22 protein-coding genes and 1 pseudogene are annotated in these 21,954 nt (G+C 62.8%); 11 read left to right on the top strand and 12 right to left on the bottom strand.

Annotated features, from left to right (window positions below):
• Window positions 1–28: 28 nt before the first annotated feature.
• The 7 genes and pseudogenes from hemC (at window position 29) to D5400_RS02955 (ending at window position 6,870) form a co-directional block, all read left to right on the top strand.
• Window positions 29–958 carry a hydroxymethylbilane synthase gene (gene hemC / locus D5400_RS02925; protein ID WP_126007502.1) on the top strand — a complete coding sequence of 310 codons (930 nt, stop codon included), beginning with the start codon at window positions 29–31 and terminating at the stop codon, window positions 956–958.
• Window positions 959–962: 4 nt separating this feature from the next.
• A complete protein-coding gene (locus D5400_RS02930) occupies window positions 963–1,658 on the top strand; it encodes a uroporphyrinogen-III synthase (protein ID WP_126007504.1) in 696 nt (231 codons plus the stop codon).
• 79 nt (window positions 1,659–1,737) lie between these two features.
• Window positions 1,738–3,003 carry a COG4223 family protein gene (locus D5400_RS02935; RefSeq protein WP_126007506.1) on the top strand — a complete coding sequence of 422 codons (1,266 nt, stop codon included), beginning with the start codon at window positions 1,738–1,740 and terminating at the stop codon, window positions 3,001–3,003.
• A 33-nt stretch (window positions 3,004–3,036) separates the two neighbouring features.
• Window positions 3,037–4,605 (top strand): annotated as a pseudogene (locus tag D5400_RS21450) (heme biosynthesis HemY N-terminal domain-containing protein); the annotation flags it as partial.
• Window positions 4,606–5,261: 656 nt separating this feature from the next.
• Window positions 5,262–5,720, top strand: a complete 459-nt coding sequence (locus tag D5400_RS02945; RefSeq protein WP_126007510.1) for a tellurite resistance TerB family protein — start codon at window positions 5,262–5,264, stop codon at window positions 5,718–5,720.
• Window positions 5,721–5,728: 8 nt separating this feature from the next.
• Complete coding sequence (locus D5400_RS02950) at window positions 5,729–6,496, top strand: glutamine amidotransferase (protein WP_126012637.1); 768 nt, start codon at window positions 5,729–5,731, stop codon at window positions 6,494–6,496.
• Window positions 6,497–6,579: 83 nt separating this feature from the next.
• Window positions 6,580–6,870, top strand: a complete 291-nt coding sequence (locus tag D5400_RS02955; RefSeq protein WP_126007512.1) for a YggT family protein — start codon at window positions 6,580–6,582, stop codon at window positions 6,868–6,870.
• 113 nt (window positions 6,871–6,983) lie between these two features.
• On the opposite strand, the gene ppa is transcribed toward D5400_RS02955, so the two are convergent.
• The 4 genes from ppa to D5400_RS02975 all read right to left on the bottom strand — a co-directional run bounded on the left by ppa (window position 6,984) and on the right by D5400_RS02975 (window position 12,434).
• Window positions 6,984–7,511 (bottom strand): inorganic diphosphatase, encoded by a 528-nt coding sequence (gene ppa / locus D5400_RS02960; protein WP_126007514.1) that lies wholly within the window; start codon window positions 7,509–7,511, stop codon window positions 6,984–6,986.
• Window positions 7,512–7,658: 147 nt separating this feature from the next.
• Window positions 7,659–8,165 (bottom strand): GNAT family N-acetyltransferase, encoded by a 507-nt coding sequence (locus tag D5400_RS02965; protein ID WP_126007516.1) that lies wholly within the window; start codon window positions 8,163–8,165, stop codon window positions 7,659–7,661.
• 254 nt (window positions 8,166–8,419) lie between these two features.
• Window positions 8,420–10,252 carry a translational GTPase TypA gene (gene typA / locus D5400_RS02970; protein WP_126007518.1) on the bottom strand — a complete coding sequence of 611 codons (1,833 nt, stop codon included), beginning with the start codon at window positions 10,250–10,252 and terminating at the stop codon, window positions 8,420–8,422.
• 124 nt (window positions 10,253–10,376) lie between these two features.
• Entirely contained in the window at window positions 10,377–12,434 is a 2,058-nt protein-coding gene (locus tag D5400_RS02975; protein ID WP_126007520.1) for a M3 family metallopeptidase, read from the bottom strand.
• Window positions 12,435–12,565: 131 nt separating this feature from the next.
• On the opposite strand from D5400_RS02975, the gene D5400_RS02980 reads away from it, so the two are divergent.
• Both D5400_RS02980 and D5400_RS02985 read left to right on the top strand, forming a co-directional pair.
• Entirely contained in the window at window positions 12,566–13,042 is a 477-nt protein-coding gene (locus tag D5400_RS02980) for a MarR family winged helix-turn-helix transcriptional regulator (protein ID WP_126007522.1), read from the top strand.
• Complete coding sequence (locus D5400_RS02985; RefSeq protein WP_245451409.1) at window positions 13,039–14,316, top strand: multidrug effflux MFS transporter; 1,278 nt, start codon at window positions 13,039–13,041, stop codon at window positions 14,314–14,316. Before D5400_RS02980 ends, D5400_RS02985 begins: the two co-directional genes overlap by 4 nt.
• Before the next feature lie 12 nt (window positions 14,317–14,328).
• On the opposite strand, the gene D5400_RS02990 is transcribed toward D5400_RS02985, so the two are convergent.
• Entirely contained in the window at window positions 14,329–15,555 is a 1,227-nt protein-coding gene (locus tag D5400_RS02990) for an argininosuccinate synthase (protein WP_126007524.1), read from the bottom strand.
• A gap of 169 nt (window positions 15,556–15,724) precedes the next feature.
• On the opposite strand from D5400_RS02990, the gene D5400_RS02995 reads away from it, so the two are divergent.
• Window positions 15,725–16,366, top strand: coding sequence for a LysE family translocator (locus tag D5400_RS02995; RefSeq protein ID WP_126007526.1), 642 nt, complete (start codon window positions 15,725–15,727; stop codon window positions 16,364–16,366).
• A 23-nt stretch (window positions 16,367–16,389) separates the two neighbouring features.
• Here D5400_RS02995 and D5400_RS03000 read toward each other — a convergent pair whose 3' ends face one another.
• From D5400_RS03000 to D5400_RS03010, 3 genes are all read right to left on the bottom strand, one after another.
• Window positions 16,390–16,887, bottom strand: a complete 498-nt coding sequence (locus D5400_RS03000; protein ID WP_126007528.1) for a hypothetical protein — start codon at window positions 16,885–16,887, stop codon at window positions 16,390–16,392.
• A gap of 10 nt (window positions 16,888–16,897) precedes the next feature.
• A complete protein-coding gene (gene rlmN, locus D5400_RS03005) occupies window positions 16,898–18,133 on the bottom strand; it encodes a dual-specificity RNA methyltransferase RlmN (protein WP_126007530.1) in 1,236 nt (411 codons plus the stop codon).
• Between the two features lie 154 nt (window positions 18,134–18,287).
• Window positions 18,288–18,791, bottom strand: a complete 504-nt coding sequence (locus D5400_RS03010) for an invasion associated locus B family protein (protein WP_126007532.1) — start codon at window positions 18,789–18,791, stop codon at window positions 18,288–18,290.
• A 379-nt stretch (window positions 18,792–19,170) separates the two neighbouring features.
• Here D5400_RS03010 and D5400_RS03015 point away from each other — a divergent pair, with 379 nt between their 5' ends.
• Window positions 19,171–19,746, top strand: coding sequence for a sigma-70 family RNA polymerase sigma factor (locus tag D5400_RS03015; protein WP_126007534.1), 576 nt, complete (start codon window positions 19,171–19,173; stop codon window positions 19,744–19,746).
• A 20-nt stretch (window positions 19,747–19,766) separates the two neighbouring features.
• On the opposite strand, the gene D5400_RS03020 is transcribed toward D5400_RS03015, so the two are convergent.
• From D5400_RS03020 to D5400_RS03035, 4 genes are all read right to left on the bottom strand, one after another.
• A complete protein-coding gene (locus tag D5400_RS03020) occupies window positions 19,767–20,165 on the bottom strand; it encodes a YkvA family protein (RefSeq protein WP_126007536.1) in 399 nt (132 codons plus the stop codon).
• 68 nt (window positions 20,166–20,233) lie between these two features.
• A complete protein-coding gene (locus D5400_RS03025; protein ID WP_126007539.1) occupies window positions 20,234–20,527 on the bottom strand; it encodes a 4a-hydroxytetrahydrobiopterin dehydratase in 294 nt (97 codons plus the stop codon).
• Between the two features lie 40 nt (window positions 20,528–20,567).
• Window positions 20,568–21,164 (bottom strand): RNA 2',3'-cyclic phosphodiesterase, encoded by a 597-nt coding sequence (gene thpR / locus D5400_RS03030; RefSeq protein ID WP_126007541.1) that lies wholly within the window; start codon window positions 21,162–21,164, stop codon window positions 20,568–20,570.
• Window positions 21,165–21,274: 110 nt separating this feature from the next.
• Window positions 21,275–21,919 carry an arylesterase gene (locus D5400_RS03035; RefSeq protein WP_126007543.1) on the bottom strand — a complete coding sequence of 215 codons (645 nt, stop codon included), beginning with the start codon at window positions 21,917–21,919 and terminating at the stop codon, window positions 21,275–21,277.
• Between the last annotated feature and the right edge of the window lie 35 nt (window positions 21,920–21,954).

Below are 21,954 nucleotides of genomic sequence, written 5' to 3' on the forward strand. Positions count from 1 at the left end.
TGTCGTGCGGTAACATGGACGGAGAGGCATGCGAAAGAGACAATACCGCATCGGTACGCGTGGCGGCCCGCTCGCGCTCAAACAGGCCCATGAACTCAAGGGTCGCCTGATGGCGGCACATGGGCTTGACGAAGACTGTTTCGAGATCGTCGTTCTGTCGACGAAAGGCGACCGCATTACCGATCGGCCGCTGTCGGAAATCGGCGGCAAGGGCCTCTTCACGCTTGAGCTCGAAGAGCAGTTGTCCGACGGCAGACTCGATCTCGCAGTGCACTCCTCCAAGGACATGGCGACGAAGCTGCCGGATGGGCTTTATCTCTCGGCGTTTCTCGAGCGCGAGGATGTGCGCGACGCCGTGATTGGCCGAACGGCACCTTCCATCGAGGCGCTGCCGGAAGGCGCAATCGTCGGATCGTCGTCGCTCAGGCGCCAGGCGCTCATCCGCCGTTTGCGGCCCGACCTCAACGTGATCACCTATCGCGGCCTCGTCGAAACCCGGTTGCGCAAACTGGCCGAAGGCCAGGTGGATGCGACGCTGCTCGCATTCGCCGGTCTCAAGCGGCTCGGCATGGAGGAGGTCGTCACGCATCTTCTCGATGTGGAAAGCTTTCCGCCCGCGCCGGGCCAGGGCGCGATCTGCGTCGAAAGCCGGATCGGCGACGGCGAAGTCGCGCAGCTGGTGGAGCCGGTCAACCACGCTGCGACGCATGCAGCACTTCTTTGCGAGCGGGCCTTCCTCAAGGAACTCGATGGCTCCTGCCGCACGCCGATTGCCGGGCTGGCGCAACTCGTCGATGGCACGCTGACGTTTTCAGGCATGATCCTGAAGCCCGATGGCAGCGAGGCACACGAGATCAGCGCTGAGGGAGACCCGGTGAAGGCCGTCGATCTTGGTACGGAAGCCGGGCGCACCGTTCGCGAGCGCGCCGGAGCGGATTTCTTCGCCGACTGGGCCTGAAGCCTTGCGCGTCATCGTCACCCGCCCGGAGCCCGGACTGTCACGCACGATGACGCGGCTCGACGAGGGGTACGATGCGGTCGCATTGCCGCTGACACGCGCTGTCACGCTCGTCGATGGCGTGAAGGCGGCGCAGGGAATACTGCCAGACTTTTATGTGGCGACCAGTGCCGCGGCGCTCGATGCTGCGAGCGAGGCCCTCGATCGTTCCCTGCGCATCTGGACCGTCGGGCCGGCCACGGCAAAGCGTGCTCGAAAGGCCGGGTTCTTGGATGTTCGGCAGGGACCGGGCGAAGGCCAGGGGCTTGCGCGTTCAATCATCGAAGCTGAAGCGGCTGACCTCAAACTTCTCTATCTCGCCGGCCGCGAACGCACCGCTGGTTTCGAAGACATTTTGAAAGCGGCGGGTCGTGTGATCGATGTCGTGGAAGTCTACGATGTCGAGCCGATCGACCATGGCACCGACGCGATCTCCGCTGCATTCGCGGCCAATCCGGCGGTCATGCTGTATTCGGCAGGAGCGGCGCGTGCGCTCGCCAAACAGGTGCATCATGAGACCCCGATCATTGCGGTCTGCATGAGCGAAAACGTCGCGGCTGCATTGCCGGAATATTGGCGCAGGACATGCGTGGTTGCCGCGACTCCGAACGAAGATGGAATGGTCGCTGCGCTGGGCCTCGTTCGGAACCAACGCAGATAAATGCCGTTTATGCATTTCAGTCTCCCCCTTGTCCGTTCTATGATCGGCCCCTTATTTTAGTGACCGATGAGGATTGCCCATGGCCAAGCCCGTGCAGCGCCGCCGTTCTGCCAAATCTGCCGACCAAGTTGCCGGTGCCGACACGTCGCCGATAGTTGCGCAAGCGACCGCCCCGACCGAAGCTCTGCGCGCGGCCGAACACGTCAAGGCAGTCGATCTTAAGCGGTCGCAATCGGGGACGACCGCGCGCTCGGCAATTCCGGCTTCAGCGGGCACCTCTTCTGCACCTGCGGCGTCGGCCAAACCTGCGCCGTCCACATCGCAGGCATCAGCCACGACGCGATCGAGTGCTTCGACGGCTCCAGCCGCGGCTGCACAGCGCAAGTCGGGTGGCGGGACGATGGGTCACGGCATCGCGGCAGTCGTCGGCGGTCTCGTTGTGCTTGCCGGTCTTGGCGCCTATCAGATGCTGTCGCCGAGAGATGGCGCCGATACAGGCCAGGCGGAGACAGTCGCTTCGCTCGAGGCACAAGTTGCGGAACTGCGCGACGGCGTTGCCGCCTTGACGGAAGCTGCAGGCACCGGCGAACCGGTCGACGACACCGCGTTGCGCGATGAACTCACCGCGCTGGGAGAGCGCATCGCCGCTATCGAGACTGCTGCCACCGAAAACACCTCCAACGACGCCGCGGAAGCCAATGCCGCTGCGCTCGATGAGTTGCGGACAGCTTTGGCTTCTGAGCAGGAAGCTCGGGAGGGCCTGGCAAGCGAGGTCGCAAGCCGCCTTGAAGCCATTGAGGCAGAGGTCGCCGACACATCTGCCGAAGAGCGCGCGGCGCTGGCATTTGCCGCGGCATCCCTGAAGAGCGCGATCGACCGCGGCGGTGCCTTCTCTGCTGAACTCGACGCCTTTGCCGATATCGCGCCGGACAATCAGGCGGCAGAGAGCCTGAGGCCTTTTGCGGAATCGGGTCTGCCGACGCGCACCGCGCTCGCCGAGCAATTTCCGGATGTGGCGCGTGAAATGCTGCTCGCGATCAATGTCGGCTCGCAGGATGCCGGCGTTCTCGATCGTCTCATGTCGAGCGCGCTTTCCGTCGTGACCGTTCGTCCCACTGGCAACGTCGAAGGTGGAACGCCGGTGGCACGGATCGCGCGCATGGAAGCCCGCATCAGCGAGGGTGATCTCGCTGCGGCGTTGACCGAATGGGAAGCGTTGCCAGAACCCGCAAAGGCGGTTTCCCAAGATTATGCCGAACAACTGCGCGGTCGTGCCGAGGCCGACCAGATCACCGATGCCGCGCTGACCTCGGCTTCGGAAGCTATTTCTGCCGAAACCAACTAAGCGCGTGCCAAAAACAAACGTCGGGAGCCGTCCATGATCCGCATCTTGTTCTTCGTCGCTGTCATCCTGGCGCTTGGCCTGTGCTTCGCCTGGCTTGCGGATCGCCCAGGCGAGATGATCCTGATCTGGCAGGGCCAGCGCGTAGAAATGTCGCTGATCGCCGGGATCACCGGCTTCTTCCTGGCGCTGGCAGCAATCGTCTTCCTGCTGTGGCTGGTGCGCACGCTGTTTTCTTCGCCGCATCGCGTCAGCCGCTATTTGCAGAACCGTCGTCGCGACAAGGGCTACAATGCTCTGTCGCGCGGTCTCATCGCAGCCGGCGCCGGTGATGCCGCGCTCGCCAAGAAGATGAGCCGCCGTACCCGCACGCTGATCGACGCCGACAAGGAGCCGTTGATCCACGTTCTCGAAGCGCAGACATACATGATCGAAGGTCGCCATGACGATGCGCGGGCGAAATTCGAAGCGATGTCGGAAAAGCCCGAGACCCGGGCGCTCGGTCTGCGTGGGCTTTATCTGGAGGCTCGACGTCTTGGTGCATCCGAAGCCGCTCACCAGTTCGCCGAGCGTGCGGTGGAGAAGGACCCGCAGCTCTCCTGGGCCGGCCAGGCAGCGCTGGAATATCGCACCAAGGACGGACAGTGGGACGACGCCATCCGTCTGCTCGACAAGCAGCGGCAGGCACGCACGATCGAGCGGAGCGAAGCGGACCGCAAGCGCGCGGTCCTGCTGACGGCCCGGGCCATGAGTGTGCTGGAATCCGATCCGCGGCGGGCGGCTTCGGATGCCCAGGAAGCGTTGCGTTTGGCGCCAACACTGGTGCCTGCCGCTGTCGTCGCGGCCAAGGCACTCTTCCGTCAGAACGATCTGCGGCGCGGCTCACGCATCCTGGAAAAGTCCTGGAAGCACAGCCCGCATCCGGAAGTCGGCGCGACCTATGTGCGTGCGCGCGTCGGTGATTCCGTTCAGGATCGGCTGAAGCGGGCGCGCAAGCTCGAAGCGTTGAAGCCCAATCATCTGGAATCGCTGACGCTCGTCGGACGCGCGGCGCTCGATGCGCATGACCATACTCTGGCGCGTCAGCGCGCCGAGGCTGCGCTGCGTATCTCGCCGCGCGAAGGGCTCTATCTCCTTCTCGCCGATATCGAAGAAGCTGACACCGGCGATCAGGGCCGCGTCCGCCACTGGATGGCGCAGGCACTGCGCGCTCCGCGCGATCCGTCCTGGACTGCAGACGGCTACGTCTCCGACCAGTGGGCTCCGCTGTCACCAGTTACCGGCAAGCTGGACGCATTCGTCTGGAAGGTTCCGGTCGAGCAGTTGTCGGGGCCTGAGCTCGAGGCTCAGACATATTCGGTGAAGGATGCCGAGCTCGCTCTACAGACCGTTCCGCCGGTCGCCAAGCCAGAGCCGACCGCACCCGTCCAGCCATCGCGCGCGACGGCAGAACAGAAGCCCGTAGAGGCTGGCGCAGCCAAAGCGGCGCCTGCACCCGCGCCAAGCGTAGAAGCCGCGAAGCCGTTGGAGCAGCGCGTTGCCAATGACACCACGATGGGCGGGCCCCGGTCCGAGGCCGCCGCTCCTAAACCCGCATCCCCTGAGATGAACCCGGCCGACAGGGGCGCTGTGATCATCCCGCTGCAATCGACCAAGGACACGCCGAGCAGGCGTGACGACGTCGTTGCCGCCGCGCCCGTGGCCGAAACATCGACGCCAACGCCAACCGCCGATCAGAACACATCGGGATCGACGCCGTGGTTTCGCCGCAAGCCGGTGGTGAGCGAGCCGACGGGTCGCGCCATTGGAGAGCCGGCTGAGAAATTGCCGGAGGCAGAGCCTGCGCCGCGTGGCGAGGCATCGTCTGATCCTTCTGCGCCCGCGGACAAACCGCAGACAGCGGCACCGGCGCCACAGGCGACGGTGAGACCCGTCGTCGTTGAGAGCGCAGCCACGACCCACGGAACGGCTGAGCCGAAGACGTCACGACCACCCGCACCACCGCGCCCCCGTGTGGTCGACACGACGGATGCTGCCAAGTCGGAAAGGGAGCGGGAAGAGCGCTTCCTGACCCAGCGAATCGACGACCCGGGGGTTCGCAAAGGCGAGACTTCCGAGGAGCGCAGCAAGTCTCAGTCTTCGCGCTTCCGCCTGTTCTAGGACCAGCGCGTTCTGCCCGGATCAAACAGGCGTGTCACTGTGACGCGCCTGCAACAGTCAGCGCATTGCGCGACTCACGCCGATCTGTCGTTATTGGGGTTATGCTCGAGCGTCTCCAAAAGCTGTTTCAATCCGTCACCCACAGTGAGCGTGCCTCGCGCCAGCTGACGCGCGACGATCCTCGCGTGGCAGCGGCGGCGTTGTTTTTCCATGTGGTCGACGCGGATGGAGACGTGCGCCCGAACGAGCGCAAGAAGCTTCGCGATGTCGTCGCTGCAGCCTACGATCTCAAGGGCAGCGAATTGGATGCCGTGTTGAAGGCCGGCCAAAAGGCTGACGACGAGGCTGTCGATCTCTACGCATTCACCAGCGTGCTCAAGCGGTCGCTGGACGAAGATCAACGGATCAATTTCATCGAGCTTCTCTGGGAGGTGGTGTACGCCGACGGCGAGCGCCATGAACTGGAGGAAAATGTCGTCTGGCGCATCGCCGAACTTCTCGGCGTTTCCACCAGACAGCGAGTGTGGGCCAGACAACGCGTGGAAGGCGAGCAGGACTGATGAACTTCATGTCTGGACGACAGGGTTTTGGATCGCGGGAATTCGATCCCGCACCGCGCATCCTCGTCCTGCTGCACCAGGAGCGGTCGAGCCCCGGGCGGGTCGGTCTGATGCTGGAGCAAGCCGGATTTGCGCTGGATATCCGCCGGCCGGTTCTGGGCGACCCGCTTCCCGATACGCTTGAGCGCCATGTCGGGGCGATCGTCTTCGGTGGCCCGATGAGCGCCAATGACGAGGATGAGGGTATTCGGCGCGAGATCGAGTGGCTGAAGGTTCCTCTGTCGGAAAACAAGCCCTATCTTGGCATCTGCCTCGGTGCGCAGCTCCTCGTTCGGCACCTCGGCGGCAAGGTCGAGGCACATCCCGACGGGCTGACGGAAATTGGCTGGTATCCGTTGCGGCCGACGCCGGAAGGGGCCGCGCTGATGAACTGGCCGTCGATGGTCTATCACTTCCACCGGGAAGGCTTCGACCTGCCGCGTGACGCGACGCTGCTTGCAACGGCCGATGATTACGAGAACCAGGCCTTCCGCTTCGGGGAGAATGCCTGGGGTGTCCAGTTCCACGGCGAACTGACCCAGGCCATGATGCACCGCTGGGTGGTGCACGGGGCGCATCGCTTCGACCTGCCAGGCGCACAGCAGGGTCGGGATCACCTGCACGGGCGCATGATCCATGACGGACCTCTGCGTGCATGGCTCGCCGAGTTCCTGTCGATGATCTTCATGCGCCGGCTCGATCGCGAAATGGGCGCCATGGCGGCGCGCCAGGTTTAAGCGCCTATCGGTGCGGCAGCAGCGCACTTGCCGGGCAAGTTCGGAGTGGCTACATCTCGGCCAGCCCGCAACGGAGAGTGAGAATGATAGCCGTCTTCCAGACCATCGATCTGGCTTTGAGCATCTACACCTGGATCATCATCGGCAGCGCCATCTTCTCGTGGCTCTATGCGTTCAACGTGGTCAATTCCAACAATCGCTTCGTCGCGATGGTGGCGGAGTTTCTCTACAAGGCGACCGAGCCGGCGCTTCGGCCGCTGCGGCGCATCCTGCCTGATCTCGGCGGTCTCGACATTTCGCCGATCGTGCTCCTGCTCATCATCTTCTTCATCCGTTCCTTCATGTGGAACACGATCGCTCCCGCGCTCGTCTAAACGGCGTGCCGTGCCGGCCTTGGCCGGTCAGGGGTTGAGAGATACGGAAAAGGGCCGCCGCATCCCGGGATGCGGCGGCCCTTTTCGTGATCACAAACTGGACGAGGCGAGACTTACTTCCGGCCGCGCTCAATGGCTTCGGTGATGAAGCGGCGGGCGGCATCGGCGCCCTGCCAGTCTTCGACGCGAACCCACTTGCCGGGTTCCAGATCCTTGTAGTGCTCGAAGAAGTGCTGGATCTGCTGCAGCGTGATTTCCGGCAGGTCGGTGTGGTTCAGCACCTTCTCGTAGCGCTTGGTGAGCGCCGATACCGGAACGGCGATGATCTTTTCATCCTTGCCGGAATTGTCTTCCATCAAGAGCACGCCGATCGGGCGCACATTGATGACGCAGCCGGGGATCAAAGGGCGCGTGTTGCAGACGAGCACGTCGATCGGGTCTCCGTCTTCCGAAAGCGTATGCGGCACGAAGCCGTAATTGCCCGGATAGGTCATCGGCGTGTGCAGGAAGCGGTCCACGACCAGCGTACCGGATTCCTTGTCCATCTCGTACTTGATCGGCTGCCCGCCAACGGGAACTTCGATGATGACGTTGATGTCTTCAGGCGGATTGTTGCCGATGGCGATGGCGTCGATGCGCATGTGAACTCTCTTGTTGGAGGCAGGCTTTGCCGGGGAAATACCGGCAATCACGCGCCAAAGCAACTGTGGCACCCGAGCGCGCCTCTGCTCGGCTCAAGGGTGCGCTGAACATGCTGTGTGGGCCGCCCTTGAACCGGGCGGCAATGGCTACGGCCAGATGAACGCGATCTTACCGAGGCGTTTGCCGTCGAAGGTTTCGGTGCCTTCGGCCACGTCGCGCCCGCCGCTTTGGCGGTAGAACTGCACGGCGCGATCATTGTCTTCGAGCGTCCAGACGACGACGCCGCGGCAGCCCAGCGACGACAGAAGCCGTCGTGCTTCGGTAAAAAGCCGCTTGCCGAGCCCGATGCCCTGATATTCCGGGCGAAGGTAAAGCTCGTAGATCTCGCCTTCCTGCGGCAGGGCAGGCGCTCGGTTGAGGCCAAGCGTTGCATAGCCCGCGACCGTTCCGCCGACATCGAGCACGAGAATGCTGGTCGAGCCATTGATCGCGCGCGTCCACCATTTCACGTTTCGGCGCTCCATCATGGCCCGCAGCGTCTTGAAGGGGATCAGTCCGGAATAGGCATGCGCCCACGCGGAGCGGTGCGTTTCGGCAATCGCCTGGGCGTCGTCGGGTGTTGCAGGACGGACATCGATGGAAAGCGTCTTCATGGCACGAATCCTATCGCTTCGGATTCCGCCGACGAAGCGCCTCGGGGAGCAGACGGGGCATCGCCCACAGCTCATTTGGTCCGACGACCCGAAACAAGTTTAACGCTTCATTAACGTTTTCGGCAAGAGACACGGGTGTCCGGTTTTGGTGCTGGCAGTCGCTCCGAAACGGCACAGCGCGCAGCCAGAAACAAAAAGGGCGGGGATGCGATCGCTCGCATCCCCGCCCTGATTCGCAGTCGATTTGTTCTAAATTACGCGGCGCCAGCGGCGGCCGAACGCGACTTCTCGAAGCGCTTGCGCTCGTTGGAATCGAGATACATCTTGCGCAGGCGGATCGACTTCGGCGTGACTTCGACGAGTTCGTCGTCCTGAATCCAGGAGAGTGCACGGTCGAGCGTCATCTTGATCGGCGGGGTGAGCTTCACGGCTTCGTCCTTGCCCGAGGCGCGCATGTTGGTGAGCTTCTTGCCCTTCAGCACGTTCACTTCGAGGTCGTTGTCGCGGGTGTGAATGCCGATGATCATGCCGGCATAGACCTTCTCGCCGGCATCGATGATCATCGGGCCGCGGTCTTCCAGGTTGAACATGGCGTAGGCGACGGATTCGCCCGCTTCGTTGGCGAGCAGCACGCCCTGAACGCGGCCGGCAATCTCGCCCTTGTAAGGCTGGTAGGAGTGGAACAGCCGGTTCATGATGGCCGTGCCCCGCGTGTCCGTCAGAAGCTCCGACTGGTAGCCGATCAGGCCGCGCGTCGGTGCGTGGAACACGAGACGCACACGGTTGCCGCCAGACGGGCGCAGCTCGACCATATCGGCCTTGCGCTCCGACATCTTCTGCACGACGACGCCCGAATGTTCTTCATCGACGTCGATGACGACTTCTTCGACCGGCTCGAGCATCTGGCCGTTCTCGCCCTTCTGCATAACGACGCGCGGACGGGATACGGCAAGCTCGAAGCCTTCGCGGCGCATGGTCTCGATGAGGACGGCGAGCTGCAATTCGCCACGGCCGGAGACGTAGAACGAGTCCTTGCCTTCGGCTTCCTCGATCTTCAGCGCGACGTTGCCTTCGGCTTCCTTGAAGAGGCGATCGCGGATGACGCGGCTCGTGACCTTGTCGCCTTCGGTGCCGGCCAGCGGGCTGTCATTGACGATGAAGGACATGGTGACGGTCGGCGGATCGATCGGCTGCGCCTGCAGCGGCTCGTTGACGGCCGGGTCGCAGAACGTATCGGCGACCGTGCCCTTCGACAGGCCAGCGATGGCGACGATGTCGCCCGCCTTGGCTTCTTCGATTGGCTGGCGCTCAATGCCGCGGAACGCGAGGATCTTGGAAATACGGCCGGTCTCGACCGTCTTGCCGTCGGCAGCCAGTACCTTCACGGCCTGGTTCGGCTTGATGGAGCCGGAATGGATGCGGCCGGTGATGATGCGGCCGAGGAACGGGTTGGCTTCGAGCAGCGTGCCGATCATGCGGAACGGACCTTCGCCGACGGTCGGTTCGGGCACGTGCTCCATGACGAGGTCGAGAAGCGGTGCGAGACCCTGGTCAGACGGACCTTCCGGCGCGGTGTTCATCCAGCCGGCGCGGCCGGAGCCGTAGAGAATGGGGAAGTCCAGCTGCTCGTCATTGGCGTCGAGCGCGGCGAAGAGGTCAAACACCTCGTTGACGACTTCTTCTGCGCGACCATCGGGACGATCGATCTTGTTGATCGCCACGATCGGGCGGAGACCGACCTTCAGCGCCTTGCCGACCACGAATTTCGTCTGCGGCATCGGGCCTTCGGCAGCATCGACCAGAACGATCGCGCCATCCACCATGGACAGAATGCGCTCGACCTCACCGCCGAAGTCGGCGTGACCCGGCGTGTCGACGATGTTGATGCGGTGGCCCTTCCACTCGATCGACGTCGCCTTGGCAAGGATCGTGATGCCGCGTTCCTTTTCCAGGTCGTTGGAATCCATCATGCGCTCTGCTGTGCGCTGGTTCTCACGGAAGGAGCCGGATTGCTTGAGGAGCTCGTCGACGAGCGTGGTCTTGCCATGGTCGACGTGTGCGATGATCGCGATATTGCGCATGGTCATGGGAATGTCTCGGAATTGTGGGGCGCATGGATATGAGCGCCAGCCTTCATTTGGCGCGCTCATACATGGTTTTTCGCAAATGCGAAAGGGGCGCGCGCCGATCAGCGTGCTGCCCCCGTCGAGATCAGGCCGCGTCGGAGGCCAGCCCGCGCTTCCTGAGCAGGGCCTCAGGCGTCGGCAGACGACCGCGGAAGGCCGTGTAGGTTTCTTCGGGATCCACCGCGCCGCCGGCCGAATAGACATGCGTGCGCAACCGCTCCGCCATCGCGGCATCGAAGGCGTCGCCGGTTTCCTCGAAGGCCGAGAAGGCGTCGGCATCGAGCACTTCCGACCACATGTAGGAATAATAGCCGGCAGAATAGCCGTCGCCCGAGAAGATGTGCAGGAAATGCGGGCTGCGATGGCGCATCTCGATGGCTGCCGGCTTGCCGATGGCCTCAAGGCTTGCCGCTTCGAATGCAGCAGGGTCTTCGACGTCCGCGGCCGTGTGGTAGGCCATGTCGATCAACGCCGAGGCCGTGTATTCCACCGTCGCAAAGCCCGCATTGAACCGGGCGGCCGCCAGGACCTTGTCCAGGAGCTGCTGCGGGATCGGCTCGCCCGTTCGATAATGCACGGCGTGCTTGCGCAGGATCTCCGGCACGGTCAGCCAGTGCTCGTAAAGCTGCGAGGGCAGCTCCACAAAATCGCGCGAGACCGACGTTCCCGATACGGAAGGGTAGGTCACGTCGGACAAGAGCCCATGAAGCGCGTGGCCGAACTCGTGGAAGAGCGTGCGCGCGTCGTCCAGCGACAGAAGGGCCGGAGACCCTTCACGCGGCTTGGCGAAATTCATGACGTTGTAGATGAGCGGCAGCTGCCCGCCTTCCAGCCGGTGCTGGCTGGCAAAGGCGCTCATCCAGGCGCCGGATCGCTTCGAGGACCGTGCGAAGTAATCCGCCAGGAAGATGCCGATCGTTTCGCCGGAGCGGTTTTTGACGGCAAAGGTCCGGACATCCGGGTGGTAGACCTTCACGCCCTCGAGACGCTCGAAGTCCAGGCCAAAAAGTCGACTGGCGACATCGAAAGCGGCCTCGGCGATGCGATCGAGCTGGAAATAGGGTTTCAGCTCCTCTTCGGTGAAATCGAAGCGCTGACGCCGCAGCTTTTCGGCATAGTGGCGCCAGTCCCAGGGCGCGATGGGTTCGTTGTTGCCTTCGGCGGCGGCGATGTCTGCAAGCGCCGCCTCCTCATCGGCCGCGTGGCGAACGGCCGGTTCCCAAACCGTCTGCAACAGCGCGTTCACCGCGTCGGGGTTCTTCGCCATCGTGTCTTCGAGCTTGTAGGCGGCGAAATTCTCGTAGCCGAGCAGCTTTGCCTTTTCAGCGCGCAGCTTGAGGATTTCGGCGATCAGCGGACGGTTGTCGGTTTCGCCCGGGTTTTCACCGCGTGCCGTCCAGGCCTTGAATGCCGTTTCGCGAAGGTCGCGTCGTTCCGAGAAGGTCAGGAACGGTTCGATGATCGAGCGCGACAGCGTGACGGCGTAGCGTCCATCGGCGCCACGATCGCTTGCCGCCGACGCCATGGCGTCGCGCACGAAATCCGGAAGGCCATCGAGATCGGTTTCATCGAGAAGCAGCTGCCAGGACTGTTCGTCGGCAAGCACGTTCTGCCCGAAACGCGCACCAAGGGTCGCCAGGCGCTCATTGATCGCGGCGAGGCGGGTCTGGTCTTCTTCCGCAAGGTTGGCGCCGGATCGCACAAAGCCTTTCCAGCTTCGCTCCAGCACGCGGAACTGCTCGGTGGTGAGATCCAGCGTCGATGCTCTCCGGAAAAGGGTGTCGATGCGCTGGAACAGCGGCTTGTTCATCGCGATGCGCGAATAATGCCGCGACAGTTGCGGCGCGATCTCGCGCTCGAGCTCCTGAATGGCCGGGTTCGTATGGGCGCCGGCGCGGTTGAAGAAGAGTGCCGAAACCCGCGACAGGCCTTTACCGGCCAATTCCAAGGCTTCGATCGTGTTTTTGAAGGTCGGCGCTGCCTCAGACTGAGCAATCGCCTGGATTTCCGCGTCATGCGCCGAAAGGGCCGCGTCGAAGGCCGGGCGGAAGTCGTCGTCCTCGACCGCAGCAAAATTGGGGAGCCCGTAGGATCCGGACCAGTCAGAAATGCGTTCAAAGGCGATCGGTGAAGCGGCGGTCATGCGCGTATCCAGCTTTGAGAATGCGTTGAACAGCGATGTAATGATGATGTGATCGGAAGCAAGCGGCAGGCGGCTTGCGAAAGCGCATGCCGGATAATAAGTAAGGCTTACTTTTATCGCAGGAAAACCCCATGTCGCGCACAGTCGATCCGGATTCCCTTGGCTTCGTCATCACCGATGTCGGCCGTCTTCTCAGGGCGGCGGTCGAAAAAAGCATCGTTCTCAACGGCACGGACATCACGCCAGGAGAAGCCCGGGCTCTGATCCATATCGCTGCGCTCAACGGCGGCCGCCAGACTGTGCTGGCGGAACGCCTCGGGGTGGAGCCCATGACGGTCTCCGGCTATGTCGACAGGCTGGAGCAACGTGGCCTGGTGGAGCGTCGGGTGGACCCCAGCGATCGCCGCGCACGGCTCGTCTATGCGACGGATGCCGCCGACCAGGTGATCGATGAGGCGCGCGCTGTCGCCGGCTCGGTGCTGGGTGCGGCCATGGAAGGGGTGGCGCCTGCCGACAAGGCCGTCTTCGAAGCGGTTCTGCGCAGTATGAGAGGGTCGCTTCAGAGCATGCTCGGCTGTGATCGCTCAACCAGCGGACAAGCCGCATGACCGACGCCGTCGAACCCGCGGACCGGCCGCTGCTTCAGCCGGGGCGCATGTCGGAGCGCCGCACGAGCCTGATTTCCGCGCTGCTCGTGGCGATCGGTCCCGTGTCGATGGCGCTCTACACCCCGGCGATGCCGGAACTGGTGCAGGCCTTCGACAGCTCGAATGCGGCCATCAAGACCACGCTGACGGTTTATTTTGCCGGCTTTGCGGTGGCGCAACTCGCCGCCGGGCCGCTTGCCGACGCCTTCGGGCGGCGCAAGACGACGCTCGGCTTCCTTCTCGTCTATCTGATAGGTGGCGTGCTCGCTGCCCTGTCGCAAAGCGTTGAAATGCTGCTCGTCGCCCGGCTGATCCAGGGGATCGGCGCTGCCGTCGGCGTCACTGTCGCGCGCGCCATTGTGCGTGATCAGTTTGCGGGCGAGCAGGCAGCGCGCATCATGAACATGGTCGGCATCATCCTCGCCATCGCGCCTGCGCTGTCACCGGCGATCGGTGGCGTGACGCTCAGCATTGCCGGGTGGCATGCGATCTTCGTGCTCATGGTTGGCTTCGGCGTGGTGTCGGGCATCATCGTCTGGTTCGCCATGCGCGAAACGGTCATTCCGAGCACGGCGCTGGCGCGGCCGGGCATGGTGCTGCGCGCCTATCGCACGGTGCTCGGCAGCTCCGAATTCCTGTTCGCGAGCTTGACCTGCGGCTTTGCCGTAGGCGCGCTCTATGCGCAGGCGACTATCCTGCCCTTCGTGCTGATCGACAGGGTGGGGCTGACGCCGACCCAGTTCGGCCTGTCCATGCTGATGCAGTCGGGCTCGTTCTTTCTGGGCTCGCTCACCGTGCGCTCCCTGATGCGGGCCCGAAAGGCTGAGGCACTAGTACTGCCCGGCCTCGCCTTCATCGGCGGCGGTGCGCTGCTCCTGATTGCCCTGCTGCTGATGGCGGGCCCGTCCTTCTACACGGTCATGGTGCCGGTTGGGCTCGCCGCATTCGGCATCGCCTTCGTCATGCCGCACATGCAGGTGGCAGGGCTCGTGCCGTTCCCGCAGATCGCGGGTTCCGCCTCTGCGATGATGGGGTTTATCCAGATGGGATCCGGCTTGCTCGGCGGCTCGGTCGCTGCGCTGATCGGCGATCCGGTGGTCGGCATCGGCGTCGTTGTTCCCGCCATGGCGGCCGTGGCGGTGGCGTCCTATGCAGCCTACCGGTTCACGCGGCGTCGCCACGCGAGCCTTGTCGCTCAGCCGCAGGCGCTCGATCAAACGGCGCCTGCGGAATAGCGTTCGTCTCGATTACTTCGAAGAGCGGTTGCGTGCGGCCAGCGTGCGCAGGCGCAGCGCATTCAGGCGGATGAAGCCGGCGGCGTCCTTCTGGTCGTAAGCGCCACGGTCGTCCTCGAAGGTGACGAGCGCGTCCGAGTAAAGCGATTTCGGCGACGAGCGGCCGGTGACCATGACGTTGCCCTTGTAGAGCTTGAGCGTCACTTCGCCTTCCACATGCTCCTGGCTCCGGTCGATCGCCGCCTGCAGCATTTCGCGCTCGGGCGAGAACCAGAAACCGTAATAGATGAGCTCGGCATAGCGCGGCATCAGCTCATCCTTGAGGTGCGCCGCGCCACGGTCGAGCGTGATCGACTCGATTGCGCGGTGCGCTGCAAGCAGGATCGTGCCACCCGGGGTTTCGTAGACGCCACGCGATTTCATGCCGACGAAACGGTTTTCGACGAGGTCGAGGCGACCGATGCCGTTGTCGCGGCCGTAATCGTTGAGCTTGGCCAGAAGCGTCGCCGGCGACAGACGCTCGCCGTTGATCGATACGGCATCGCCGCGCTCGAAGCCCACCGTGATGATTGTTGCCTTGTCCGGCGCGGCCTCCGGCGAAATCGTGCGCATATGCACATATTCCGGAGCCTCGACGGACGGATCTTCCAGAACCTTGCCCTCTGACGAGGAGTGCAGGAGGTTCGCGTCGACCGAGAAGGGCGCTTCGCCCTTCTTGTCCTTGGCGACCGGGATCTGGTGCTGCTCGGCGAAATTCAGAAGATCGGTGCGGCTCTTGAAGGACCAGTCGCGCCAGGGCGCGATGATCTTGATGTCGGGGTTCAGCGCGTAGGCGGAAAGCTCGAAGCGGACCTGGTCGTTGCCCTTGCCGGTCGCGCCATGGGCGATCGCGTCGGCGCCGGTCTTTTCGGCGATCTCGACAAGGTGCTTGGAGATCAGCGGACGGGCGATCGACGTGCCGAGAAGGTAAACGCCTTCATAGACGGCATTGGCGCGAAACATCGGGAAGACGAAGTCGCGCACGAATTCCTCGCGCACATCCTCGATGAAGATCTCCTTGATGCCGAGCATCTCGGCCTTCTTGCGCGCTGGCTCCAGCTCTTCGCCCTGGCCGAGATCGGCCGTGAAGGTGACCACTTCGGCGCCAAGCTCGGTCTGCAGCCATTTCAGAATGATCGATGTGTCGAGGCCGCCCGAATAGGCGAGAACGACTTTCTTGACGTCTTTCAGAGCGCTCATGGAATATCCGCTTCGGAGAGATTGGCAGGGGGTCGAATGTGGCGCGCACTTTATTCAGAACGCGCCCTGACACAAGCCACCGGCATGGCGTGACGACGCGAATCGGGTGGCGGACGGTCGGTTTCGGCGCTAGGGAATGCGCATCACGCTTCCTCCAGGACCGACCGTCATGTCCTTCATTCCCGACTGGCCGACGCTGGCAGCATTTTCCGCTGCTTCGATCTTTCTTGCGATCACGCCCGGGCCGGACATGACGCTCTTCATAAGCCGCGCGCTTTCCGATGGAAGGCGAGCCGGCATTGCCTGCATTGCGGGTGCAATGACCGGCTGCCTGGTCCACACGACGCTGGTGGCGCTTGGCCTGTCGGCGCTGATCGTGGCGTCGCCGACGGCATTCCTCGTGCTGAAGATCGTTGGCGCCGGCTATCTGTTGTATCTCGCAGTCCAAGCGGTGCGGCACGGGTCCACGCTGACGGTCGAGACCGGCCCCGTGCGCAGGCGGTCTTTCTTCAGCAACTGGGCGGTCGGGCTTGGGGTCAATCTGCTCAACCCGAAGGTCGCGCTGTTCTTCATGACCTTCCTGCCGCAATTCGTGTCGGTTCGGGATCCGAACGTCGCCAGCAAGCTGTTCTTCCTCGGCTTTCTGTTTGTGGCTCTGTCGCTGCCGATCGTGATTGCGATCGTGCTCGGCGCCGAGCGCCTGGCCGACTGGCTGAAGCGGAACACCAAGGCGATGCGCGCCGTCGATTACGGTTTTGCCGGGATCTTTTCGGCTTTCGCCATCAAGGTGCTGCTGACGCAGGGGCGCTAAAGCGTTTCCTGCTCCGAGCGAAACTATTCCGCAGTGCGGCTGGCAGCCTCGCGCTCCATGCGCCGCCGCTTGATCTGGCGCGGTAGCCAGCCGCCGGCGTGGCGTCCGGCGATGACCCAGTAGGCCAGGCCGCCAAGCATGCCGGAAACGATGATGACGGCCACGAAGCTGATCGAGGGATTGCCGTCCTGCTGCGGGTTCAAAAGCAGGAAGGCGAGGCAGAGCGCCGCGACGACGCCACCCGAGAGGCAGTAGAACAACCAGCCGCGGCGGCGCTGCATCTCTGAGTAGAGCGCGATGAACATCGCAGGGATCAGCGATGCGTAGGCGACGAGGCCGGCAACGGTAAGAACGCCGATCATGACGCTGATCCACGTGCCGTCGCCGGTGATGTTGCGGACGTCCTCGGGCGTTACCGCGCGTGTCAGGAAGGCAAGCGTGGCGCCGGTGACGATGCAGGCTACGAAAAATGCAAACGCCATCATGAGCAGGCGCAGAAAGAACAGAAAGAAGCGGTTCACGCCCTTTGCCTCACTCGGCGCCGTGTCCGGCGATCATCATGGATTCCAGAGCTAGTCTTTCCGATTTACGCAGCCGCTCCGATTCGGATTTCAGCTGACCACAGGCGGCGAGAATATCGCGGCCGCGCGGTGTGCGGATCGGCGATGCATAGCCTGCATGATTGACGAAGTCGGCAAAGCGCTCGATCTGCTCCCAGTCGGAGCACTCGTATGCGCTGCCCGGCCACGGGTTGAAGGGGATCAGGTTGATCTTGGCCGGGATGCCCTTCAAGAGCTTCACCAGATCGCGGGCATCTTCCAGGCTGTCGTTGACGCCTTTCAGCATCACATATTCGAAGGTGATGCGCCGCGCGTTGGAGAGGCCCGGATAGTCGCGGCAGGCCTGCAGCAGATCCTTCAGCGGGTACTTCTTGTTGATCGGAACGAGTTCGTCACGCAGATCGTCGCGCACGGCATGCAGCGAAATCGCCAGCATAACGCCGATTTCCTCGCCGGCCCGGCGTATTTCCGGAACGACGCCAGAGGTCGACAACGTGATGCGGCGGCGGGAGATCGAGAGGCCTTCGCCATCCGAGGCGATCAGCAGAGCCTGCTTCACGTTTTCGAAATTGTAGAGCGGCTCGCCCATGCCCATCATCACGATGTTGGACACCTTGCGGCCTTCGCTCGGCACCATCGTGCCCGGCGCGGCTTCGACATCGGGGAAATCACCAAGGCGATGGCGGGCAAGGATCAGCTGCGAGAGGATTTCGCCGGAGGTGAGGTTACGCACAAGCTTCTGCGTGCCGGTGTGGCAGAACGAACAGGTGAGCGTGCAGCCGACCTGGCTCGAAACGCAAAGCGTGCCGCGGCCTTCTTCGGGGATGTAGACCGTTTCGACCTCGACGGGTCGGCCGGCACCGCGCGATGGAAAGCGCAGCAGCCATTTGCGGGTGCCATCGTTCGAGATCTGCTCATCGGCGATTTCCGGCCACCCGATGGTGAAGTTGGCCTTGAGGAGCGCGCGCATCTCCTTGGAGATGTTCGACATGCGGTCGAAATCGTTGACGCCGCGCATATAGAGCCAGTGCCACAGCTGACTGACGCGCATGCGCACCTGTTTCTGCGGTACGCCGACATTGGCGAGCGCAGTGCCGAGGTCTTCCCGCGACAGGCCGACCAGGTCGAGCGGTTCTGCACGCACAGGCGCGCGCTGAGCCAGCTGTTCGCGCTGTGCCGGATCGCTGAGTTCGAGTGTCAAAGCCATGTTAATCTGCCGCTTTCCAATGCGAAGCGCCCCCGCAGATCAGGACTGCGGCGGCGCATTATTAGCTTTAGCGATGTCGTTGGCGGGCCATGTATCACACATGGGCCGGATCGTCACCCTTGCAGGCTCAAAGCCGCAAGGGTGAGCGCGATCATCAATTGCAGTTTTGAATTTCGTTCAAAGCTGCGGTCACGCCGGAGAGCGAATAGGAATAGCTCGTTGCAGTGCCGCGTCCGGACACGGCCTGGACCGTCATGGACGAGCCGCCGCGCATCGCCGTTACGAGGGCAGGCTCCTCAGCCGCATTCTCGACCCAGGCGGAATTGCCACGCGAGAACAGGGTGAAGGCGCGCCCGTCGACCGTGACATTGACCTTGGAGGCATCCTGCAGCGGGTAGCCCATCATCGCCTGCGGTTCATAGGAGACGTTCTGGCCGGGGCGCTGGGAGACGAGGAAGAAGTTCTCGCCGTGGTTGACGGAGCTCGGTTCGGAGCTGGTCGGGACGGAGAGGATGTAGCACACCTTCCCGTTGCCGCTGTCATAGGAATAGGCACCCCAGGCATTGAACTGATTCATGCGTGTGGGAGATTGGGCGTAGGCGGTCGCCGTTGTCGCCGCCGTGAGCGCGAGTGCGGTGAGAAGAGTCTTCACGAACATTTTATCCTGCCGGTTGCCTGATCAGAATTGACGAAGCGTCGTCCGCCGCAACGCCCTTTGGCGGGCAAACAACACCGCTTCGGTTTAATTTTACTTAATCGCGGTTACCAAACCGTAACCCTATGGTTTTTTTACCACGATCATGCGCTTGCTTGACGAAACCCCCGAGGCCTGAACCGGCTGACAGCCACACTCTGTCTGCCGGCCAAATGCACCGGCGGAAAGCCCCATCGCTCCTCATCGAAACGATGTTGCGACTATGCGGCAAAGAATCCGGCAACAGTTTGACCTTTGCAAAAAGCTGTGTACCTGTCTGCACTTGGTGCCGGTCGGCAGACTTCACCGAACCGCACCGCGTTAATCAGGACGACGCCCACGAATGACTGTCGAGTTGAATGAGCGCTTTGCCCGGCTCGCCCGAGCCGTCGCCGTCGAGCGCGACAAGTCGGCGTTCGCGCAGCTGTTCGATTATTTCGCGCCCCGCATCAAATCCTACCTTCTGCGCCTGAACATGCAGCCGCAGGAAGCCGAGGAGCTGGCGCAGGAAGTGATGATCGTCCTGTGGCACAAGGCAGGGCTTTTCGACCCGGCGAAGTCGTCTCTGGCCACCTGGCTGTTCCGCGTCGCCCGAAACCGCCGGATCGATGCGCTGCGTCGAGATCGCGGCAAGGACCTCGATGCCGAAGATCCGTCGCTCCTGCCGAGCGCGCCGGAAGCGCCCGATCTGGTGATGGATGCGGAGCAGCGCGACGAGCGGGTGCGCCGCGCCATGAGCGTGCTGCCGACCGAACAGCTCGAGCTGGTGCGGCTGGCCTTCTTCATCGGCCTTTCCCACAGCCAGATTGCGGAAGAAACCGGATTGCCGCTCGGCACGGTCAAATCCCGCATCAGACTGGCTTTTGGTCGGCTGAAGAAGGCGCTCGAAGACGATCCGAGGATCGATACGGACGACTGATCCTCTGCCGGTTCTGGCGATCAGAAGGTCGATGCGGTTCCTGCTGCTTCGGCTTCTTTGCCGAGCGTCTCGCGGGCGGCGGCATAATGCGCTTCGGTCATGTGGCTGCGCACGGCCGTGATCGCGGCGGCGAGAACCGCCAGATCATCGCCGAAGCCGATGATGGCGATGAAATCCGGCACGAAATCGAACGGCAGAACGAAGTAAGCGAGCGCCGCCAGGAGCGTTCCGCGCACCCGCGTCGGCGTCTTCGGATCCAGCGCGCAATAATAGGCTGCGACCAGATCTTCGATGAACGGCACATACTGAGCCGCGCGCCGCAGTGTCTCGAAGAACTTCGCGCGAACGCGGCTTTCCTGCTCGCGCTGGCCCTGCGTGTCTTCGACCGTCAGAATGTCGGCGATCTTTTTGTCGTCCATAGACGTGCCTCTTAACGTTCAATCCGCTCTGACAAATCGTGGCCTAAAGCGGCCTCTTCAAGTTTCCGTCAGGCGGTGATGGTATCCATGAAATGCGCCAGCTGAATGTCGAGTCGGCTCACGCCACCCACATCGTGGGTTCGAAGCGTCACGTCCACGTTCTTGTACACATTCGACCATTCGGGATGATGATTCATCGTTTCGGCCTTCAGCGCGACGCGGCTCATGAAGCCGAATGCCTCGTTGAAATCTGCAAAGACGAAGCGCCGTTCAATCGCCTCTCCCGATGCTGAGAGCGTCCATTGCGGCAAGCCCGCCAACGCTTCGCGCACGGCATCTCCGCCCATCTTTTCGACAGTCATGACTGGTTCAACCTTTCGAACGTTCCCGCTCCAATAAAGGCTAAAGCGGGCTGTAATAGGCGTTTGGCAGCAGGCTGCTCCCCGTGCCGGCCGATGCATTGGCCTCGTCGAGAGGGAACGCTTCCTCCGTCACATAGGGTCCCCCGCCGACGGAATCCCGCGAGGACATGAGGACGAAGCGGGTGACCGTGAACGCCTGCGTGTGGAAATCGCCGCGCCCCTGGAGGTAGCGCACCACGTCGCTTTCTCTTGCCGTCTTGATGCGCGCCAAGGTGACATGTGGTTTGAACTTGCGCGGATCGGCCGGCAGTCGCAACCGCTGGCACACCCGCTCTATTTCGGCCTGAAGGGCCATGAGTTCGGCGGTCGGCGTGACGCCGGCCCAGATGGAATGCGGCTTCTTGGCGCCGAAAGACCCCATGCCCTGGAGCCGTACCGGAAATTCGGTCCGGCGGATGCGGTCGAAAGCGTTGACGATCTCGTCGGCTGTGGGACCGTCCACGTCACCGATGAAGCGGAGCGTGATGTGATAGTTTTCCACGTCGATCCATCGCGCGCCGGGAAGCCCGCCGCGCAAGAGGGAAAGCGACATTGTGGTGTCACGCGGGAGTTCGAGGGCGGCGAATAGTCTCGGCATGGAGATCTCCCCGAATCGAAAGGCACTCTCAGCGAATCATGCGACGCAGCCGTCGACAATCCCTAAATATTCAGCGTCCACTTTTGCCTTATCGGGTTCCAACGCGCGTCTCAGGCATCTGGTTTCAAGCGCTGCAGCAATTCTTCTGCGGCAGGAATGAACCGCTCGACCATCACGTCGATGCCGTCTTCATTCGGGTGGATCCCGTCGTCGAGATTGAGTGCGGCCTCAGCGGCAACGCCATCGAGGAAGAAGGGGTAGAAAACCAGATCGTGCTTTTCGGCGAGACGCTCGAAAAGACCGTTGAATCGCGTCTGATAGTCAGCACCCATATTCGGCGACGCCAGCATGCCGGCTAGCAGCACTTCAATGTTGCGGGCCTTCAGCCGTGTGATCATTTCCTCGATATTGGCTTCGGTCCGCGCCGGGTCGATGCCGCGCAGCATGTCGTTGGCACCGAGTTCGAGGATCACCGCATCCGTGCCGTCCGGCACCGACCAATCGAGCCGCGACAGGCCGGCCGAACTGGTATCGCCGGATACGCCGGCATTGGCGATCACGACATCGTGTCCGCGTTCCTGAAGTGCCGCTTCCAGGCGAACCGGGAACGCATAGGCGGCATCGAGCTGGTAACCGGCCATGAGGCTATCGCCAAAACCCACGATCTGAAGGGTTTCAGCACGCGATGCGGTCACGCTTGCCATCAAGGAGACACAGAATGCGAGGAGGAAAGCGGAAAGCCGTTTAACATTCATTGCACCGTTCCTAAATCTTTTTGCGGCCTTGCAGC

The sequence above is a fragment of the Georhizobium profundi genome (assembly GCF_003952725.1).
In the GTDB taxonomy this organism is placed as follows: domain Bacteria; phylum Pseudomonadota; class Alphaproteobacteria; order Rhizobiales; family Rhizobiaceae; genus Georhizobium; species Georhizobium profundi.

Coding starts and splice junctions, on each gene's coding strand:
- hemC (WP_126007502.1), top strand. CDS start 29: ATGCGAAAGAGACAATACCGCATCGGTACGCGTGGCGGCCCGCTCGCG.
- D5400_RS02935 (WP_126007506.1), top strand. CDS start 1,738: ATGGCCAAGCCCGTGCAGCGCCGCCGTTCTGCCAAATCTGCCGACCAA.
- D5400_RS02945 (WP_126007510.1), top strand. CDS start 5,262: ATGCTCGAGCGTCTCCAAAAGCTGTTTCAATCCGTCACCCACAGTGAG.
- D5400_RS02950 (WP_126012637.1), top strand. CDS start 5,729: ATGTCTGGACGACAGGGTTTTGGATCGCGGGAATTCGATCCCGCACCG.
- D5400_RS02955 (WP_126007512.1), top strand. CDS start 6,580: ATGATAGCCGTCTTCCAGACCATCGATCTGGCTTTGAGCATCTACACC.
- ppa (WP_126007514.1), bottom strand. CDS start 7,511: ATGCGCATCGACGCCATCGCCATCGGCAACAATCCGCCTGAAGACATC.
- D5400_RS02965 (WP_126007516.1), bottom strand. CDS start 8,165: ATGAAGACGCTTTCCATCGATGTCCGTCCTGCAACACCCGACGACGCC.
- typA (WP_126007518.1), bottom strand. CDS start 10,252: ATGACCATGCGCAATATCGCGATCATCGCACACGTCGACCATGGCAAG.
- D5400_RS02975 (WP_126007520.1), bottom strand. CDS start 12,434: ATGACCGCCGCTTCACCGATCGCCTTTGAACGCATTTCTGACTGGTCC.
- D5400_RS02980 (WP_126007522.1), top strand. CDS start 12,566: ATGTCGCGCACAGTCGATCCGGATTCCCTTGGCTTCGTCATCACCGAT.
- D5400_RS02985 (WP_245451409.1), top strand. CDS start 13,039: ATGACCGACGCCGTCGAACCCGCGGACCGGCCGCTGCTTCAGCCGGGG.
- D5400_RS02990 (WP_126007524.1), bottom strand. CDS start 15,555: ATGAGCGCTCTGAAAGACGTCAAGAAAGTCGTTCTCGCCTATTCGGGC.
- D5400_RS02995 (WP_126007526.1), top strand. CDS start 15,725: ATGTCCTTCATTCCCGACTGGCCGACGCTGGCAGCATTTTCCGCTGCT.
- rlmN (WP_126007530.1), bottom strand. CDS start 18,133: ATGGCTTTGACACTCGAACTCAGCGATCCGGCACAGCGCGAACAGCTG.
- D5400_RS03010 (WP_126007532.1), bottom strand. CDS start 18,791: ATGTTCGTGAAGACTCTTCTCACCGCACTCGCGCTCACGGCGGCGACA.
- D5400_RS03015 (WP_126007534.1), top strand. CDS start 19,171: ATGACTGTCGAGTTGAATGAGCGCTTTGCCCGGCTCGCCCGAGCCGTC.
- D5400_RS03020 (WP_126007536.1), bottom strand. CDS start 20,165: ATGGACGACAAAAAGATCGCCGACATTCTGACGGTCGAAGACACGCAG.
- D5400_RS03025 (WP_126007539.1), bottom strand. CDS start 20,527: ATGACTGTCGAAAAGATGGGCGGAGATGCCGTGCGCGAAGCGTTGGCG.
- thpR (WP_126007541.1), bottom strand. CDS start 21,164: ATGCCGAGACTATTCGCCGCCCTCGAACTCCCGCGTGACACCACAATG.
- D5400_RS03035 (WP_126007543.1), bottom strand. CDS start 21,919: ATGAATGTTAAACGGCTTTCCGCTTTCCTCCTCGCATTCTGTGTCTCC.